The 15849-nt window shown below is 65.1% G+C and carries 17 protein-coding genes; 7 read left to right on the plus strand and 10 right to left on the minus strand.

Annotated features, from left to right (window positions below; all coding sequences use genetic code 11):
* Nucleotides 1-90: 90 nt before the first annotated feature.
* From AB0362_RS20765 to AB0362_RS20795, 7 genes are all read right to left on the minus strand, one after another.
* The gene (locus AB0362_RS20765; protein ID WP_317532592.1) at nt 91-1575 is read right to left on the minus strand and encodes a carboxyl transferase domain-containing protein; all 1485 of its coding nucleotides are present in this window, start codon (nt 1573-1575) and stop codon (nt 91-93) included.
* 24 nt (nt 1576-1599) lie between these two features.
* Nucleotides 1600-2799, minus strand: a complete 1200-nt coding sequence (locus tag AB0362_RS20770) for an ABC transporter permease (RefSeq protein WP_149405067.1) — start codon at nt 2797-2799, stop codon at nt 1600-1602.
* Entirely contained in the window at nt 2796-3689 is an 894-nt protein-coding gene (locus AB0362_RS20775) for an ATP-binding cassette domain-containing protein (protein ID WP_317532593.1), read from the minus strand. Before AB0362_RS20775 ends, AB0362_RS20770 begins: the two co-directional genes overlap by 4 nt.
* A gap of 16 nt (nt 3690-3705) precedes the next feature.
* The gene (locus AB0362_RS20780; protein ID WP_317532594.1) at nt 3706-4257 is read right to left on the minus strand and encodes a hypothetical protein; all 552 of its coding nucleotides are present in this window, start codon (nt 4255-4257) and stop codon (nt 3706-3708) included.
* 2 nt (nt 4258-4259) lie between these two features.
* Nucleotides 4260-4790: a hypothetical protein gene (locus AB0362_RS20785; protein WP_149405069.1), complete on the minus strand. Its 531-nt coding sequence runs from the start codon at nt 4788-4790 to the stop codon at nt 4260-4262.
* Entirely contained in the window at nt 4787-5059 is a 273-nt protein-coding gene (locus tag AB0362_RS20790; protein ID WP_032372936.1) for a helix-turn-helix transcriptional regulator, read from the minus strand. The genes AB0362_RS20785 and AB0362_RS20790 overlap by 4 nt, the downstream gene beginning before the upstream one ends.
* A 64-nt stretch (nt 5060-5123) precedes the next feature.
* Nucleotides 5124-5579 (minus strand): MarR family transcriptional regulator, encoded by a 456-nt coding sequence (locus AB0362_RS20795; RefSeq protein ID WP_317532595.1) that lies wholly within the window; start codon nt 5577-5579, stop codon nt 5124-5126.
* A gap of 81 nt (nt 5580-5660) precedes the next feature.
* On the opposite strand from AB0362_RS20795, the gene AB0362_RS20800 reads away from it, so the two are divergent.
* The gene (locus tag AB0362_RS20800) at nt 5661-6491 is read left to right on the plus strand and encodes an alpha/beta fold hydrolase (RefSeq protein ID WP_317532596.1); all 831 of its coding nucleotides are present in this window, start codon (nt 5661-5663) and stop codon (nt 6489-6491) included.
* A 65-nt stretch (nt 6492-6556) separates the two neighbouring features.
* On the opposite strand, the gene AB0362_RS20805 is transcribed toward AB0362_RS20800, so the two are convergent.
* A complete protein-coding gene (locus tag AB0362_RS20805) occupies nt 6557-8188 on the minus strand; it encodes an ABC-F family ATP-binding cassette domain-containing protein (RefSeq protein ID WP_317532597.1) in 1632 nt (543 codons plus the stop codon).
* 54 nt (nt 8189-8242) lie between these two features.
* On the opposite strand from AB0362_RS20805, the gene AB0362_RS20810 reads away from it, so the two are divergent.
* Nucleotides 8243-9091, plus strand: coding sequence for an aldo/keto reductase (locus AB0362_RS20810; RefSeq protein WP_283347745.1), 849 nt, complete (start codon nt 8243-8245; stop codon nt 9089-9091).
* Between the two features lie 23 nt (nt 9092-9114).
* Complete coding sequence (locus AB0362_RS20815) at nt 9115-9936, plus strand: uroporphyrinogen-III synthase (protein ID WP_269594855.1); 822 nt, start codon at nt 9115-9117, stop codon at nt 9934-9936.
* On the opposite strand, the gene AB0362_RS20820 is transcribed toward AB0362_RS20815, so the two are convergent.
* Complete coding sequence (locus AB0362_RS20820; RefSeq protein WP_317532598.1) at nt 9933-11000, minus strand: NAD(P)-binding domain-containing protein; 1068 nt, start codon at nt 10998-11000, stop codon at nt 9933-9935. The two genes, AB0362_RS20815 and AB0362_RS20820, sit on opposite strands and share 4 nt — an antisense overlap.
* A 62-nt stretch (nt 11001-11062) precedes the next feature.
* On the opposite strand from AB0362_RS20820, the gene AB0362_RS20825 reads away from it, so the two are divergent.
* The 3 genes from AB0362_RS20825 (at nt 11063) to AB0362_RS20835 (ending at nt 13991) form a co-directional block, all read left to right on the plus strand.
* Nucleotides 11063-11794, plus strand: coding sequence for an enoyl-CoA hydratase (locus tag AB0362_RS20825; protein ID WP_317532599.1), 732 nt, complete (start codon nt 11063-11065; stop codon nt 11792-11794).
* The gene (locus AB0362_RS20830) at nt 11791-13125 is read left to right on the plus strand and encodes an ammonium transporter (protein WP_317532600.1); all 1335 of its coding nucleotides are present in this window, start codon (nt 11791-11793) and stop codon (nt 13123-13125) included. Before AB0362_RS20825 ends, AB0362_RS20830 begins: the two co-directional genes overlap by 4 nt.
* A 191-nt stretch (nt 13126-13316) precedes the next feature.
* On the plus strand, nt 13317-13991 hold the full coding sequence (locus AB0362_RS20835) for a hypothetical protein (protein WP_149405078.1): 675 nt from the start codon (nt 13317-13319) through the stop codon (nt 13989-13991).
* Nucleotides 13992-14064: 73 nt separating this feature from the next.
* Here the strand turns inward: AB0362_RS20835 and AB0362_RS20840 are convergent, their stop codons facing one another.
* Nucleotides 14065-15012 carry an alpha/beta hydrolase gene (locus AB0362_RS20840; protein WP_149405079.1) on the minus strand — a complete coding sequence of 316 codons (948 nt, stop codon included), beginning with the start codon at nt 15010-15012 and terminating at the stop codon, nt 14065-14067.
* A gap of 198 nt (nt 15013-15210) precedes the next feature.
* Here AB0362_RS20840 and shbA point away from each other — a divergent pair, with 198 nt between their 5' ends.
* The gene (gene shbA, locus AB0362_RS20845) at nt 15211-15792 is read left to right on the plus strand and encodes an RNA polymerase sigma factor ShbA (RefSeq protein ID WP_068051103.1); all 582 of its coding nucleotides are present in this window, start codon (nt 15211-15213) and stop codon (nt 15790-15792) included.
* Nucleotides 15793-15849 lie beyond the last annotated feature (57 nt).

Consider the following 15849-nt stretch of genomic DNA (forward strand, 5'->3'; position numbering starts at 1 on the left):
CTCCACTCCGGTCTCGTAGCAGGGGTCGAGGCGGGAGTGGAGCCTGCGGAACGACCCGAAGGCACCTCGCGCACATGCGGCGGAGCCGCTCTATCCGAGATTGCGGTAACGACCGAGTCTGTTTCGAGTCCGGGTGGCGGGATCGACGGTGGACAGCGCATGCAGTTCCCGGACGATGGCGTCGGCGATGCGGCCGGAGAAGGATGCGGGTTCGTCGGCCGCATCGGGGAGTTCGGGAACGATGGCGTCGACGATGCCATCGCGCAGAAGATCGACCGACCTGATGCCTTGGGCCTCGGCCATATCCGGAGCGTGAGCGGTGTCGCGGTGCACGATGGCACTGGCACCCTCGGGCGGAAGTGGTGCGAGCCAGGCATTCTGGGCGCACAGTACGCGATCGGCCGGCAGCAGTGCGAGCGCTCCACCGCCGGTTCCTTGACCGAGCAGCACCGAGACGGTCGGGGTGTCGACGGTGACCAGATCGGAGATCGAGCGGGCGATCTCGGGTGCCAGGCCGCCTTCTTCGGCTTCCTTGGACAGTGCCGCGCCGAAGGTATCGATCACCAGCACCAGCGGTAGGCGCAGTTCCTCGGCGAGGCGCATGCCGCGTCGCGCTTCTCGCAATGCCGCCGGGCCCATGGTGGCGGTGGCGGTGCTGCTGCTTCGGTCGTTACCGAACAGGACGCAGGAGACTCCTTGGATTCGGCACAGCGACAACAGAATCGACGTGTCGGCCTCGCCCTGACCGGTGCCGCTGAGCGGAACATGTTCGCTGGCAGCGTGTTCGATGAGCTGCCGAATGCCGGGGCGATCCGCGCGACGCGACGACTGCACCGAATGCCAGGCAGACTGCTCCGGTATCTCGGCCGGCTCATCGCCGGTGAGATCGGGCCACACGGTGGCGTCGAGGATCACTCGAAGTGTGCGAATCAGTAGGTGACGCAGGTGATCCAACGGCACTACGCCATCGATGACGCCGTGCTGGTAGAGATTCTCGGCAGTCTGCACCCCGTCCGGAAAGGGCTTGTCGTACAACGCCTGATAGACCCGCGGACCGAGAAATCCGATGAGCGCACCGGGTTCGGCGACGGTGACGTGCGCCAACGATCCCCAGGACGCGAACACCCCGCCGGTCGTGGGGTTGCGCAGATACACCAGGTACGGCAGGTGCGCCGCCTTGTGTGCGGTGACGGCGGAGGCGATCTTGACCATCTGCACAAAAGCCAACGTTCCCTCCTGCATGCGCGTGCCGCCGGAGGTGGGGGAGGCGATGAGCGGCAGGCCCTCCGCGGTGGCGCGCTCGATGGCCGAGGTGATGCGCTCGGCCGCAGCAACGCCGATCGAACCGGCGAGAAACGCGAACTCGCACGCGATCATCACCACCCGCCGGCCGTCGATGGTGCCCTCGCCCGTCAGCACCGACTCGTCGACCCCGCTCTTCTCCCGCGCCTTCGCCAGGTCGCGCTGATAGGAGTCGTTGGGGTGCACATCGACCGGCTCGGAGTCCCAGGACACGAACGATCCGCCGTCGAGAACGGAATCGAGAATCTCGGCGGCGGATGTCCGTGGGCTCATGTCGGGGAGCCTACGCAGCGAACCCTAGCGAGCAAACGCTTCCTTCCACGAGACGGTCTTGCCGATCCGGAGAATGGATCGCTGGTAGATCTTCGCTGCACCCATCGCCAGGATCGCGGTGGTGACGATCATCAGGACTGCCGATCCGACGATCTGAACCGGCGAGGTCACCCCGGCTGCGATACGCAGTGGCATCATGATCGCGGAGAACGGGGGAATCCAGCTCAATGTGTTGGCCAGGGTGCTCTCCGGATCGCTGACGGAATAGAAGGCCGCGAAGAACATCGCCATGATCAGGATGAGTAGCGGCATGGTCGTCGAATTGACGTCCTCCTGCCGCGAGACCATCGACCCGCCGGCGGCGTAGAGCACCGCGAAGAAGGCGAATCCCAAGATGAACCACGCCAGCGTTGCCGCGAAGACGCTCACCGCGGCACCGGTGACCGTCAGGACGCCTGTGCCCAATCCTGCTCCTACACCGGCTATTCCGTACAGGGCGAGCTGCAGAATGCCGACCGCACCGATACCGAGAATCTTTCCCCACAGCAACTGCAGGGGGCGGACGGTGGAGAGCAACAGTTCGACCACGCGTGAGGACTTTTCCTCGACGACGCCCATCGCGACGTACATGCCGAAGCCGATGATCTGGGCATACAGCAGGAACACTGCGGACAGCGCCAGAGCGGTCCGCTGCCCGGCCTCGGGATCCGGCGGATCGATCGCGTCGACGGTGACCGTCGCGGCACTCGTCGCTGCCCCGAGTTCGTTCTGATCGACACCTTGTTGCGCCAGTGCAGTATTCGTTGCCTGCGTCGCGACACTACCTTCGACGACGGCCCTCAACGTTCCGGTCAGATCGGACTCGGTGACGGCGGTGTACGCACCCGCGGTTCCGTCCGGAACCAGCGCCACGTCGAGATCCCCGGATTCGACGCCGCTGCGTGCGGCTGCCGCGTCGGCGACTTCGCGCACCTCGACCGGAGATCCGACGGCGTCCCCGGTTGCTTCCACCACGGCCGCGATGGATTGGTCTCCGGCAATGCCGACGACGTCGCGCTCTTCGTCGCCGCTGCCGGAGAAGATCGAGAACGCGATGATGCCGCCGACGATGACGGCGAGAATGATCACGTTGCTGATGACGAAGCTCTTCTTCATCACCTGAACGGTGAACTCGCGCTTGGCTATCAAAGACACTGCGCTGAATGAGTTCAGTTGGGAGCTCATGCCACTACCGCCTCTCGGAACAGGTCGCTCAGGGAAGGTTTCTGGATGGAGAAGTCGTGTACCGGACCGGTCACCAGTGCGGCTCGGAGGACTTCTTGATCGTCGGCCCCGGGTGCCAAGCCCAGGACTGTGACGCCGTCGCTGTGGCCGAGGGTGCTCACCCCGGCGATGCCCGACGCCCATCCGGGTGCCGCGTGCGGTGCATGGACGCGCAGTTGCGCATCTCCCGATCCGCGTAGCTCGTCGACGGTACCGACGGCCTTCATCGAGCCGGCGGCGATGATGCCGACGCGATCGCACAGACGTTGCACCAGGTCGAGCTGGTGACTCGAGAACACCACCGGTACTCCGGCAGCGGCCTTTTCGCGCAGCACCTCGCTCATCACGTCGACGGCGATGGGGTCGAGACCGGAGAATGGCTCGTCCAACACGAGAACCGCGGGGTCGTGCACCAGCGCGGCCGCCAACTGCACCCGCTGCTGGTTGCCCAGGCTCAGCGCGTCGACTGTGTCGTTGACGCGCTGATCGATGCCGAGGCGTTCGGTCCAGCGGATCACCGCAGCCTTCGCGTCCTTGGACGACAGGCCGTGCAGTTCGGCCATGTACGCCAACTGCGGGCCGACCTTCATCTTGGGATACAGGCCGCGCTCCTCGGGCATGTAGCCGATGGTGCGACGAACATCGAGGTCGACGGGCTTGCCGCCCAACAGAACCTGGCCGGAATCCGCCGACAAGACTCCGAGCGCGATGCGCATCGTGGTGGTCTTGCCAGCACCGTTGCTGCCGACGAAGCCGAACAGCTCGCCGGGCCGGACGTCGAAGCTGAGGTTGTCCAGGGCGATCTTGTCGCCGTACTTCTTGGAAACGGAGTCGATCGTGAGGGTGCTCATGGTGCCCTTTCGGTCGTTACTTCGGGTCGAAATCTTCGGGGTCTTCGAGTTCGGGGTCGGGGGTGATCCAGGCGAGAATCATTGCGGGGGAGCAGATGCCGGCCAACAATGCCGCGAGAGTCCAGCCGCCACCCGCGTAGGCGAGGCGAGGCATTTCGTCGTTGGCCGTCGACAGGAAGATGGACGCGAACGCTGCCGCCATCACAAGGGTCTGCGTGATGGTGAGGCCGATGGAGCGAGCCTCGTTGCGTTGCTGTACTTCCCACTCGTCCAGTGCTCCGACCGGAGCGTCGCCGTGCCTTCCGGAGACCGTCTGCAGCGCCGTCCAGATCGGAAGGAACAGCAGAACGGCCGGTATCCATGCGATTGCTGCCCACTCGACGAAGAGGCTGGTAATGCTGATGACGAAGAAGGAGAAGAGAACGACGGACAGCGCGACAACGAGGATTCGACGTCGATGCTGTGTCCGCCAGGCGGGCAGCCAGTGCCTTGTCTTGGCGTCGTTCTCGAGAAATCGCCGCGTGCGATAGGCCTGATAGCGGGTGAGGATGTCGGGTCGTTCGCTCATTGTCAGCCGTCCTCGGGGTCGGGGTCGGGAGTGGTCCATGCGAGAAGCATTGCGGGAGTAGCACCTCCAGTGCTCAAAGCGGTCAGCATCAGTGCGCCGCCGGAGATCCCGAGATTCGTTGCCCCGAAAATCGATCCGAGGAACAGGTACGCCGCGGCAGCGGTGCCCAACACCTGAGTAACCGTCAGGCCGATGGATCGGGCCTGGTTGCGGAGCTGGACTTCGAGCTCGTCGAGCGCTTCCACCGGTGCTTCGGCGCGCCGATTGGACACGATGCCGAGGACGATGGTCGCGAACGCGAACACGATGTAGCAGATTCCCCAGAATCCGATCGCCCACTCGAACAGCGGGTCCGACAGTGCGAAGCCCGCGGAAGCTGCGAGCAGCACCAGGAGGATGGTGACGAAGGCTCGGCGGCGTTTCTGGACTCGCAATCCCGGCAGCCAGTTCGCATAGGTCTTTTCGTTCTCCAGAAACACTTTCGTCCGGGCTTCCTGATATCTACTGAAGATGCTGGGACTGTGCGTGTTCATCGATCCTTCTCCCTTCGGAAGAGTTCGGCGGAGAGTGGTCCGAGTTCGGTGCGTGAGAACACTGCTTCGATCGGCAGATCGAAGACGTCGCAGATGCGCATCGCAAGGTCGAGGCTCGGGTAGTGGTCGCCTCGTTCGAGGGCACCCACTGTCTGGGGGTTGACTTCGACGAGTTCGGCCAGTTGCGCGCGGCTCATCTTCCGTTCTGCCCGCAGAACACCCACCCTGTTGAAGATCGGGAGCGCGGTACCGCGCTTGACGGGGCTCATGACAATGAAGTGTTGTATAAACCCAACGATCTGTCAACGGTTAATAACAGATTGCTTCCGTTGACTACGTTGCCTGTTGGTCCCGGGCGTCGGCGACGATGGCGCGCATCGTCGTCAGAAACTCGTCGATCGTTGCCCGCTGATCGGGAGTGAAGCGTGCGAGCTCGTCGACCGCCCGACCGATGACGGGGCCGAAGAACGTCGTGCCGAGTTCGGCTGCGTGTGCGGTGACGTGCAGGAGTACGCGCCGCCGATCAGCTGGGTCGGGTTCACGCGATACCAACTCGTGCTTGGCCATTCGATCGATCAGGGCGGTAACGGACGCGGATTCCAAACCCAGTTGCGCGCCGAGCCAGCCGGGTGTGGCACGCGTTCCGGCTCGGTCTGCATCCAGCAGGCAGATCAGCGCGCGGATGTCGGTCGGGTGAAGTGAGTGCTTCTGGGCGAAGCCTGCGCCGAGGAGATCGAGCTCGACGGTGAGTGCTCGCAGCTGATGCACGGCGGCGACAGGTTCGGTCATGTGCTGATCCCTCGGGAGATGCTGGACGAGCGGTCTCTCTATTGTCTACTATCTCGATCATCGAGAGAGTAGAGGGTTGTAATGTCGCTGGACGAATTCTTCTCCGCCTACGACCGGGTGCTGCTGAAGTGGCCCGCAGATACCCACGCCATCGACGTGAAGACGGTGCACGGCACCACGCGAATCAACGCCTGCGGACCCGCCGACGGCCCGGCGCTGGTCCTGCTACCGGGGGCGGGTGCGACGTCCACCGTGTGGTTCGCCAACGTCGAGTCACTCTCGCAGCACTATCGGGTGTACGGGGTCGACCTCATGGGCGACGTCGGGCGCAGCGTTCCCGGAAAACAGTCCATCGACTCCGTGGACGAGCTGCTGAACTGGGTGACGGCGGTTCTCGATGCACTGGACCTTCGAACTGCGGCACTCTGCGGACATTCATACGGCGCGATGATCGCCCTGGCGTTCTCTCTGCGCAGCGAAAGCCGCGTCGACGCACTCACACTCCTCGATCCCAATTCCTGCTTCGGCTCCATGAGCCCGCGGTACCTGCTGCATGCGCTACCGATACTGCTGCGGCCCAACGAAAACCGGCAGCGCCGCTTCGTCGCGTGGGAGACCGATGGCCTGGAAATGGATTCCGACTGGCTCGACGTCCTCGCGCTCGGGGCCGCACATTTCCCGACGGCAAAGACCATCGTTCCGAAGCGGCCGAAGCCTGCTGAATTCGAGAACTTCGATGTGCGCACCACTGTGGTCCTGGCGGGGAAGGCGAAGGTGCACAACGCGGCTCGTGTCGAATCGGCTGTGCATGCTGTCCTGCCGACGGCGAGGACGGTGCTGCTCGAGAACGCCACCCACCACGGGCTGCCGATGCATCCGGCACTCGAGGTCAACGAAATTCTGCTCAGTTGATGAAAATCGGGTGCAGCTGACCGCGCTCACCGCGGTCAGCTGCACCCGATTTCGACTCCCCGCGTCTACAGTTCCGACAGCTGCCCGTCGTTCATCGTCCAGTGTCTTGTGCTGCGGACCGTGTCGAGCATTCTGCGGTCGTGGGTGACCAGCAGCAGTGTTCCCTCGAAGTTCTCCATCGCACGTTCGAGTTGTTCGATGGCAGGTAGATCGAGGTGGTTGGTCGGCTCGTCGAGTACCAGCAGGTTGACGCCGCGGGCCTGCAGCAGCGCGAGTGCCGCGCGGGTTCGCTCACCGGGCGAGAGAGACGACGCCGGCCGCAGTGCATCGTCGCCGCGTAGCCCGAATTTGGCCAACAGTGTGCGGACCTCGGCGTCGGGCCACTCGGGAACGGCCGCGCTCAAGGCGTCGGACACTGTTCCCTCGCCGACGAAATATGCTCGTGCCTGATCGATTTCACCGACCGCCACACCCGAACCCAACGATGCCGAGCCCTCGTCCGGGTCCAACCGGCCCAGTAGTACCGACAGCAACGTCGTCTTGCCGGAGCCGTTGGGCCCCGTGATCAGAATTCGATCGCCCCACTCGATCTGCGTCGTCACCGGGCCGAAGGTGAGCCCGGATCGCCGGACAATGGCACCGCCCAGAACTGCGACGACAGTGCCACTGCGTGGAGCCGCCGCAATCTCCATCCGCAGCTCCCACTCCTTGCGCGGCTCCTCGACCACCTCGAGTCGCTCGATGCGCCGCTGGGTCTGACGGGCTTTCGCGGCTTGCTTCTCGGTCGACTCGGCGCGGGTCTTGCGGGCGATCTTGTCGTTGTCGGTGGCCTTCCGGCGTGCATTGCGCACCCCCGACTCCATCCAGTTCCGCTGCATCTGCGCCCGAGACTCCAACGCGGACTTGGTGTCTGCGAACTCGTCGTACTTTTCCCTGGCGTGCTGGCGCGCAATCTCCCGTTCCGCCAGATAGGACTGGTAGCTGCCGTCGTACACATCGATGCGCCGCTGCGCCCGATCGAGTTCCACTATTCCCGTCACCGTCCGCGCCAGGAATTCACGATCGTGACTGACGACGACGATCGCCGCCCGCGTCGCGACGACGAACTGCTCCAGTTGCTCGAGTCCCGCCAGATCGAGGTCGTTGGTGGGCTCGTCGAGCAGCAGGATGTCGTAGCGAGCGAGCAGAATCGCGGCGAGCCCCGCGCGGGCAGCCTGCCCACCCGACAGCGCCGTCATCAGCGCAGACCCGTCGACATCCAGACCGAGATCCGCGAGAACCTTCGCCGTGCGCTCCGCCAGATCCGCGCCGCCGAGTGCCAGCCACTTCTCCAACGCGGGGGTGTAGAGGTCCTCGTCACTCGAGCCCAACGCCTCGGCGGCTGCGTTCATGGAGGCTTCGGCCGCCGTGACCCCGGTACGTCGACCGAGGAAGTCCAGCACCGTCTCCCCGGCGATCCGCTCGGGCTCCTGCGCCAGATATCCGACGGTCGCGTCGGGCGGGCTGGTGTAGATCTCGCCCTCGTGATCGGCCGTCCCCACCCCCGCGAGCAGGGTCAACAACGTCGACTTGCCTGCACCGTTCGCTCCGACGAGCCCGATCACATCACCCTCGGCAACCGTCAGATCGAGTCCGGAGAACAGGGTTCGATCGCCGTGAAAAGCGGCGAGATCATCGATACGAAGCGTTGCGGTCACACCGAAACACTAAGGGGCGGGAACAACACCACCCCACCCACCGTTGCCATTCGTATGACGTATTCAGCCGAGACCAGTACTGTCCCGACCATCGTGCTCAACGACGGCACGTCCATTCCCCAGCTGGGGTTCGGTGTGTGGCAGGTGCCCGACGACGGTGCGCAGGCCGCAGTGACCGAGGCGCTGAAGGTCGGCTACCGCAGCATCGACACCGCCAAGGTGTACGAGAACGAGACCGGCACCGGCCGCGCAATCGCAGAGTCCGGCATCGCCCGTGACGAGCTGTTCATCACCACCAAGCTGTGGAACGACGATCAGGGCTACGACTCCACTCTGAAGGCATTCGACGCGAGCATGGATCGCCTCGGACTCGAGTACCTCGACCTGTACCTCATTCACTGGCAGCAGCTCGATCGCGACAAGTACATCGATACCTTCAAGGCTTTCCAGAAGCTCAAGGCGGACGGCCGCATCGGCTCCATCGGCGTCTCCAACTTCACCATCCCCACCCTGGAGAAGCTGATGGATGCCGTCCACGAGGTGCCGTCGATCAACCAGGTCGAGCTGCACCCGCGGTTCGTCCAGGAGGAGTTGCGCGCCTTCCACACCTCGAAGGGCATTGCCACCGAGGCCTGGAGCCCGCTCGGCTCGGGCACCATTCTCGACGAGCCGGTGTTCGCGAAGATCGGTGACGCGCACGGCGTGACCCCGGCCCAGGTCATCCTGCGCTGGCACATTCAGCTCGGCAACGTGGTGATCCCCAAGTCGGTGACCCCGAAGCGCATCGCCAGCAACTTCGACGTGTTCGGCTTCGAGCTCAGCAACGACGAGATTCAGCAGATCAACGCGCTGGACTCCGCAGACGGCCGCACCGGCCCGGACCCGGACAAGTTCAGCAGCTGACACCGGGGGCCTAGTCTGTACCCATGTCCGATTCGCTCGCAGGCAAGACCGTTGCCCTCACTGCCGAGCGACGTGCAGACGAACTGGCCACCATGCTCGAACGCCGCGGCGCGAACATCGTTCACGCCGCGGCGATTCACGTTCTGCCCCTGATCGACGACTCCGATCTGAGGTCCGCCACCGAGGGCATCGTCGAACGCCCACCGCAGATCGTCGTGATCAGTACCGGCATCGGTTTCCGGGGCTGGCTCGACGCGGCCGCCGACTGGGGTATGCGCGAAGAACTCGTGACAGCGCTTGGTCACACGCGAATCCTTGCCCGAGGTCCCAAGGCGCGCGGGGCAATTCGTGGCACGGGGCTCCGCGAGGAGTGGTCGCCGGCCACCGAGGCCTCGCAGGAAGTCTCCGATCATCTCGAGGCCGAGGGTGTTGCCGGGGTGGACATCGCAGTTCAGCTGCACGGGGTGATCACCGAGTGGGAGCCGACCATTCACCTCAGTGATGCGCTGACCGAACTCGGCGCGCATGTCCGACCGATCCCGGTGTACCGCTGGATTCGCCCCGCGGATCAGGCTCCACTGGTCGACCTGTTGGAACAGATCATCGAGAATCGGGTGGACGCGGTGACGTTCACCAGCGCCCCCGCGGTCGCGTCCCTGCTCTCGACCGCCAAGGACAACGGCATGCTCGACGCCTTCCTCGACGCGCTTCGAGGCCCCGTCGCCGCGATCTGCGTGGGGCCGGTGACGTCGGCACCGTTGGACGCGTTGGGTGTTCCGACCTCCATGCCGAGCCGGGCGCGACTGGGCGCGCTGGCGAAATTCGTGACCGAGCGGCTGGGTTAGTCCAGGGTCTCGAGCAGTTCGGTCACCGCGGCTCGCCCGGCTCGGTTCGCCCCGATCGTGCTGGCGGACGGCCCGTAGCCGAGCAGGTGTACGCGATGGTTCGCGGCCACGCGGGTGGTGAGCCTGCCGTCCATGACGATTCCGCCGCCGTGTCCGCGCAGACGCAGCGGAGCGAGGTGGTCGAGGGCGCTCCGAAATCCGGTGGCCCACAGAATCACATCGGCGTGCTGAGTCGACCCGTCCTCCCACACAACGGAATCTTCCGTGATGGACGAGAACATCGGCTTGCGTTCCAGAGCCCCGCGTTTCTGGGCGGCAGCCAACGACGGCGTCAGCAGCAGTCCGGTCACCGAGACGACCGAGCCGGGTGGCAGGCCCGCCCGCACACGTTCCTCGACCATGGCGACGGCCTTGCGGCCGGCATCGTGATCGAATTCGCTGTCCCGGAACACCGGTGGTCGACGCGTCACCCATGTCGTGGACGTGACCTGCGAGATCTCGTCGAGCAGTTGGACGGCCGAGATGCCGCCGCCCACGACGACGACGTGCTTGCCTGCGAACTCGTCGGCCGTCCGATAGTCCTTGGTGTGCAGTTGCCTGCCTGCAAAGGTCTCGGCTCCGTCGTAGTGCGGAACGAACGGCTTCTCCCACGTGCCGGTCGCATTGATCAGCCCCTCGGCCATGACGACGGTCTCGCCGGCTTCGACACGGAATCGGGGTTCCCGATCGCACACGACGGTCACCGTGACGGGGCGTCGAACATGCAGTTCGAAGCGTTCCTCGTACTCGCGGTAATACCGGGGGACGGCGTCGGCGGCGGCGATGGTCTCGGCCGGCTCGTCTCCGAGCGTGTCCGCGAAGGCCATACCGGGCAGGTCGTGGACGCCGTTGACGGTGCTCAGCGTCAACGAGGGCCAGCGGAACTGCCATGCGCCGCCCGGCCCGGGGGAGCGATCCAACATCACGAAGCCCTCGCCTGCGGTGAGTCCGGTGCGGTGCAGGTGATAACCGGCCGAGAGTCCGGCTTGGCCGGCGCCGATGACGGCGACCCGAGTGTCGATCATGGAGACCAGTAGATCAGGCCCCGCACTGTCATTTTCTGTACTGGTGGGTAACCTCTGCTCTCGTGATCGGACTCTCTCGTGACGGCGACGTCGTCACCCTCGAACTGCAGCGGCCGGATCGACGGAACGCGTTGAACTCCGAGTTGTGCCTGGCGGTGCATCGCGGAGTCGAACAAGCCGAGCGTGACGGCGCGCGGGTCGTGGTCGTCACCGGCCAGGGCACCAGCTTCTGTGCGGGTGCAGACCTGACGGGGGACGCGTTTCCCGAGCACTTCGGGCAGATCCTCGAAGAGATGCTGACGGCAATCCAGCGGACCTCGATTCCGGTCGTGGCCGCGGTGAACGGACCGGCCGTCGGTGCCGGCACACAGTTGGCTGTCGCGTGCGATCTGCGAGTCGTTGCGCCGGGCAGCTTCTTCGAAATACCGTCGACCCGGCTCGGCATCGCGGTGAGCAACTGGACCATCCGGCGGTTGGCCTCGCTCGCGGGCGGAGGTGTTGCGCGCACCATCCTGCTCGGCGGTGAGCGGGTGTACACCGAGCAGGCGTTCACCTGCGGGCTGGCGAACAAGCTCGGCGACCTGGACGTCGCGATACAGTGGGCGCAGTCGATCACCGAACTCGCTCCTTTGGCGTTGCGTCACCTCAAGCTCGTCTTCAACGACGATGGAGCACAGGATGTTCCGACGCCGGAGCAGGTCGCTGCGTTCGAGGCCGCGTGGAGCAGCGAGGACATGAAAGAAGCGCGCCGCGCACGATCCGAGAAGCGCAAGCCGAAGTTCGTGGGCAGGTGATCGTCGGCGCGCCCGATGCGGGCGATACGGCGTGGCTGCTGACCAGTACCGCGCTGGTGCTGTTGATGACTCCCGGCCTGGCCTTCTTCTACGGCGGCATGGTGCGCTCGAAGAGTGTGCTGAACATGATGATGATGAGTTTGTCGGCGATCGCAGTGGTGTGGCTGCTGTGGTTGGCGTTCGGATTCTCGATGGTGTTCGGCGACAACGTGATCGGCGGGTGGATCGGAAACCCGTTGCAGTTCGCCGGTTTCGAGGGTCTGCTGGGTGGTGTGTACACCTCGGCCGCAGGGACGGTGTCGATTCCGTTGGTGGGAACCGTTCCAGCACTGGTGTTCGCGGCGTTCCAGGCGGGATTCGCGATGGTGACGGTGGCGCTGATCTCCGGTGCCGTCGCAGACCGAATGCGATTCGTACCCTGGGTACTGTTCGCGGCGCTGTGGTCCACACTCGCCTACTTTCCGGTGGCGCACTGGGTGTTCTCGCTCGACGGGCTCACCAGTGAATTCGGTGGGTGGATCACCAACAAGCTCGGTGCCATCGACTTCGCCGGCGGAACTGCGGTGGAGATCAACGCCGGTGTCGCCGGCCTCGTTCTCGCGCTCGTGGTCGGCAAGCGGCGTGGTTGGCCGCGAGATCCCATGCGCCCGCACAACCTTCCGGCCGTCATGCTCGGAGCCGGGTTGCTGTGGTTCGGTTGGTTCGGGTTCAACGCGGGATCGTCGTTGGCCGCGGACGGCGTCGCCGCGGTGGCTCTGGTGAACACGATGGGTACCGGAGCGATGTCCATGGCGGCGTGGCTCGTGGTCGAGAAGCTGCGGGACGGCCATGCGACGTCGTTCGGTGCGGCCTCGGGCGTCGTGGCCGGGTTGGTGGCCATCACACCCTCGTGCACGGCGGTCACCCCCATCGGCGCCGCGGCGATCGGCATCGCGTCGGGTGCGCTGTGTGCCCTGGCCATCGGCCTCAAATACCGCTTCGGCTACGACGATTCGCTCGATGTCGTCGGTGTGCATCTCGTCGGCGGCATCGTCGGCACGCTGATGATCGGACTCGTGGCCAGTGCGCAGATGCCGGCAGGCGTGGACGGTCTGTTGTACGGCGGCGGGCTGCACCAGCTGTGCGTACAGGCGGTCGCGGTGGCTGCGGTGTTCGCCTACTGCGCCGTCGTCACCACCGGCATCGCGTTCGCGATCAAGGCTGTCATGGGAGTGCGCGCCGACGCGCAACACGAAGCCGACGGTCTCGACGAGCACGAGCACGCCGAGTCCGCCTACGACTTCGGGGTGAGCCACGGAGGCAGCAACAAGCCGGGTCTTTTCGGTAAGTAGAGACAACCCGCGCGTGTCGTTTACGAACGGTTTGGACTTCGAAAGCCGTTCTGTCCCTTATGAGTCGATGCGCGCAATCGTTGTTCGGTTCGACCCCGATCGTTCATCTTCGGTTCTCCTGACCCGCGTGTTCCACCCATAGTTTTTCGCTGCTCGCATCGAGTGATGGACACGACGAAAGACTGAGGAACATGAAGCTGACTCGATTCGCGGCAACGTCCGCATTGGTCATTGCAGCGATGACGACCGCCATGGGCACCGCCTACGCGGATCCGGCACCGGCTCCCGCCGCTGCCGTCGGGTGGAACGTCACCCAGGCCGGCAACCAGGTCCTCGTCGACACGACGGCCGGCACCCTGAGCAACGAGGACAACCACCTCGTCGTCCGCGACGCCAACGGTGTGCTGGTCGACTCGGTGCCGTTGGCCATTGCCGCAGACGGCTTCTCGCACCCCGTCGCAGCCGTCATCGACGGAAACCACGCCACCCTGACCGCCGACGCCTCACCTGCCGCGGCAACCCCGGTCTCCGCCTCTCTCCCGGGTCTGCAGCAGGTCGACCTGCCCGCCGCAGTCTCCGGCGTCAAGGACAACATCAGCCTGTCCGCTTCGGTCGGTGGATTCCTCGGAGCCGCAACCGGTCTGGTCACCGGTTGCTTCCTCGGAGCCATCGCCGCCGGCACCGTCTCCGCGCCTGCCCTGCTGCTCTTCGGTGCAGCACCGGTAGCCGGATGCGTCGGCGGCGCACTGCTTCTCGGCTCGGGTGCTTCGCTCGCCGGAACCGCCATCGGTGGTCTCGGTGCCATCGCCGGCAACGCAGGGCAGTTCATCCAGCTCCTCAACGCTCCTCCCGCCGTCAAGAAGTAACTCTCGTACAGCAGTGCTGTGGCCCGCATCGGATCCTCCGTTGCGGGCCACAGTCGTCGGCAGGTTCTTGTCGCTAGCGAGCCAGCGCGAGATCTCGCACGTGTGCACGGCGAGCCGCCGTCACGAGTTCGACGACGGCATCGGCCACTTCGCGGGCCCGTTCCAGGATCACCATGTGCCCGGCCTCCGCGACGCACACCAGGCGAGCGTCGGGCAGATGTTCGGCAATGGTTTCCGAGTGACGCATCGGTGTCATCAGGTCGTCCGAGCCGCACAACACCAGGGTGGGGATCGAGGCGAGAGCAGCCAGGCCGGCCACCTCGTCCAGACCTCGGAATGCCCCGAGGAAGCCGGCCAGCGTCACGATGGACGTCTCGCCCAGCATTGCCGTCGCCAGCGTCACCACCCTCGGACCGACTCTTCGGGATCCGCATCCCGCAGTCCTGACGATGGGTGCCCATACGCCGCGACTGAGTCTCTTGGCACCCGACATCAGTCGAGGGGCGCGTCGAACAGCGGCCTGGAACACCGACACCGCGGGATGCGCGAGGGCACTGCCGAGTCCGTCGTCGGTGATTCCACCCGCCGACGTCGCGATCAAACCGACTCCGACCAGGCGCGTGCCGATGGCCTCCGGGTTCTGACGGGCGTAGGAGAGCGCCGTCATTCCCCCCATCGAATGGCCGACGACGACGAACGGTCCCGACGGGACCACAGCACGGATGACGTCGGCCAGATCCTCGCCGAGTCGGTCGATGGTGCAACTCTCCGGCGCGGCCGCACTCGATTCCCCGTGCCCGCGGTGGTCGTACATCACGATCCGCACGTCGTCTCCCCAGGCGTGCTCCACCTGCTCACGCAGGTCGGTCCACGACTGCATCCGCAGGCAGTGTCCGTGCACGAACACCGCGGTCAGCGGTGCATTCGGATGCCCGAACTCGCGAACCGCCAGAGCGGTGCCGTCGCCGGCAGCGACGGTGCTGCGGCGACCGACCTGATGGCTCTGCTCGCTGGTGATCATGGGCGCTCCGCGGGTGTGAGTGTCACGTGCTGCGACGACGGTGTTGTCCGGTACTTCGCTTCGTCGACACACCGTGTTACCTGAATCACAATTTTTGTTCGGTGTGGTACCCGTTCGGACCAAGCCGGGTGGGAATCGGCACCGAAGTACTGGTGAGCGTTCAGGAGAGGACGCGCGTTGCCAGTGAGGAGATCGGCCATGAGTTTCGGCATGGACAGGCTCGAGGACGTTGTGCCCCGCGCCGTTGCGGGAGATCGACTCGCTCTCGAACAGGTGCTGGTGTTGATCCAGCCACCGGTTCGCCGATACTGCGCAGCTCGCATCGGGAATCTCGACGTCGCCGCGGACGATGTGGTGCAGGAGGTCTGCCTCGCACTGGTCACCGCCATTCCCAAGTACCGCGACATGGGGAAGCCCTTCATGGCGTTCGTGTACGGGATCGCCGCGCACAAGCTGGCCGACGCAGGTCGTAAATCGGTTCTGCGACAGTCGTTCTCGATCGACGAGATGCCGGAGGAGCAGTCCACCGATGCCGGGCCGGAGCAGCTGGCGCTCGGCGACGAACTGCGTAGCCACACCCAGGCATTGATGGACACCCTGCCGACGAAGTACCGCAAGATCATCCTGATGCGAGTCGTGTGGGGAATGACGGCACCGCAGACCGGCGAAGCACTCGGAATGACGGCCGGAGCCGTGCGAGTGGCCCAGCATCGCGCGATGAACATGCTGCGCGCCGAGCTGTCGAACTTCTCGCTGCTGGCGGCGCGCGCAGTCGCCTGACAAACCTCGCCGGCGGGACTCCGGGGTCGAATGTCCGAATCGCCGGACTGAGTAACC

Origin of the sequence: Rhodococcus sp. NPDC079359, assembly GCF_040702585.1 — a bacterium.
Taxonomy (GTDB): domain Bacteria; phylum Actinomycetota; class Actinomycetes; order Mycobacteriales; family Mycobacteriaceae; genus Rhodococcoides.

What these genes read in the sequence shown, in the direction of transcription:
- AB0362_RS20765 (WP_317532592.1), bottom strand. Translation starts at nt 1,575, where the DNA reads ATGAGCCCACGGACATCCGCCGCCGAGATTCTCGATTCCGTTCTCGAC.
- AB0362_RS20770 (WP_149405067.1), bottom strand. Translation starts at nt 2,799, where the DNA reads ATGAGCTCCCAACTGAACTCATTCAGCGCAGTGTCTTTGATAGCCAAG.
- AB0362_RS20775 (WP_317532593.1), bottom strand. Translation starts at nt 3,689, where the DNA reads ATGAGCACCCTCACGATCGACTCCGTTTCCAAGAAGTACGGCGACAAG.
- AB0362_RS20780 (WP_317532594.1), bottom strand. Translation starts at nt 4,257, where the DNA reads ATGAGCGAACGACCCGACATCCTCACCCGCTATCAGGCCTATCGCACG.
- AB0362_RS20785 (WP_149405069.1), bottom strand. Translation starts at nt 4,790, where the DNA reads ATGAACACGCACAGTCCCAGCATCTTCAGTAGATATCAGGAAGCCCGG.
- AB0362_RS20790 (WP_032372936.1), bottom strand. Translation starts at nt 5,059, where the DNA reads ATGAGCCCCGTCAAGCGCGGTACCGCGCTCCCGATCTTCAACAGGGTG.
- AB0362_RS20795 (WP_317532595.1), bottom strand. Translation starts at nt 5,579, where the DNA reads ATGACCGAACCTGTCGCCGCCGTGCATCAGCTGCGAGCACTCACCGTC.
- AB0362_RS20800 (WP_317532596.1), top strand. Translation starts at nt 5,661, where the DNA reads ATGTCGCTGGACGAATTCTTCTCCGCCTACGACCGGGTGCTGCTGAAG.
- AB0362_RS20810 (WP_283347745.1), top strand. Translation starts at nt 8,243, where the DNA reads ATGACGTATTCAGCCGAGACCAGTACTGTCCCGACCATCGTGCTCAAC.
- AB0362_RS20815 (WP_269594855.1), top strand. Translation starts at nt 9,115, where the DNA reads ATGTCCGATTCGCTCGCAGGCAAGACCGTTGCCCTCACTGCCGAGCGA.
- AB0362_RS20820 (WP_317532598.1), bottom strand. Translation starts at nt 11,000, where the DNA reads ATGATCGACACTCGGGTCGCCGTCATCGGCGCCGGCCAAGCCGGACTC.
- AB0362_RS20835 (WP_149405078.1), top strand. Translation starts at nt 13,317, where the DNA reads ATGAAGCTGACTCGATTCGCGGCAACGTCCGCATTGGTCATTGCAGCG.
- AB0362_RS20840 (WP_149405079.1), bottom strand. Translation starts at nt 15,012, where the DNA reads ATGATCACCAGCGAGCAGAGCCATCAGGTCGGTCGCCGCAGCACCGTC.
- shbA (WP_068051103.1), top strand. Translation starts at nt 15,211, where the DNA reads ATGAGTTTCGGCATGGACAGGCTCGAGGACGTTGTGCCCCGCGCCGTT.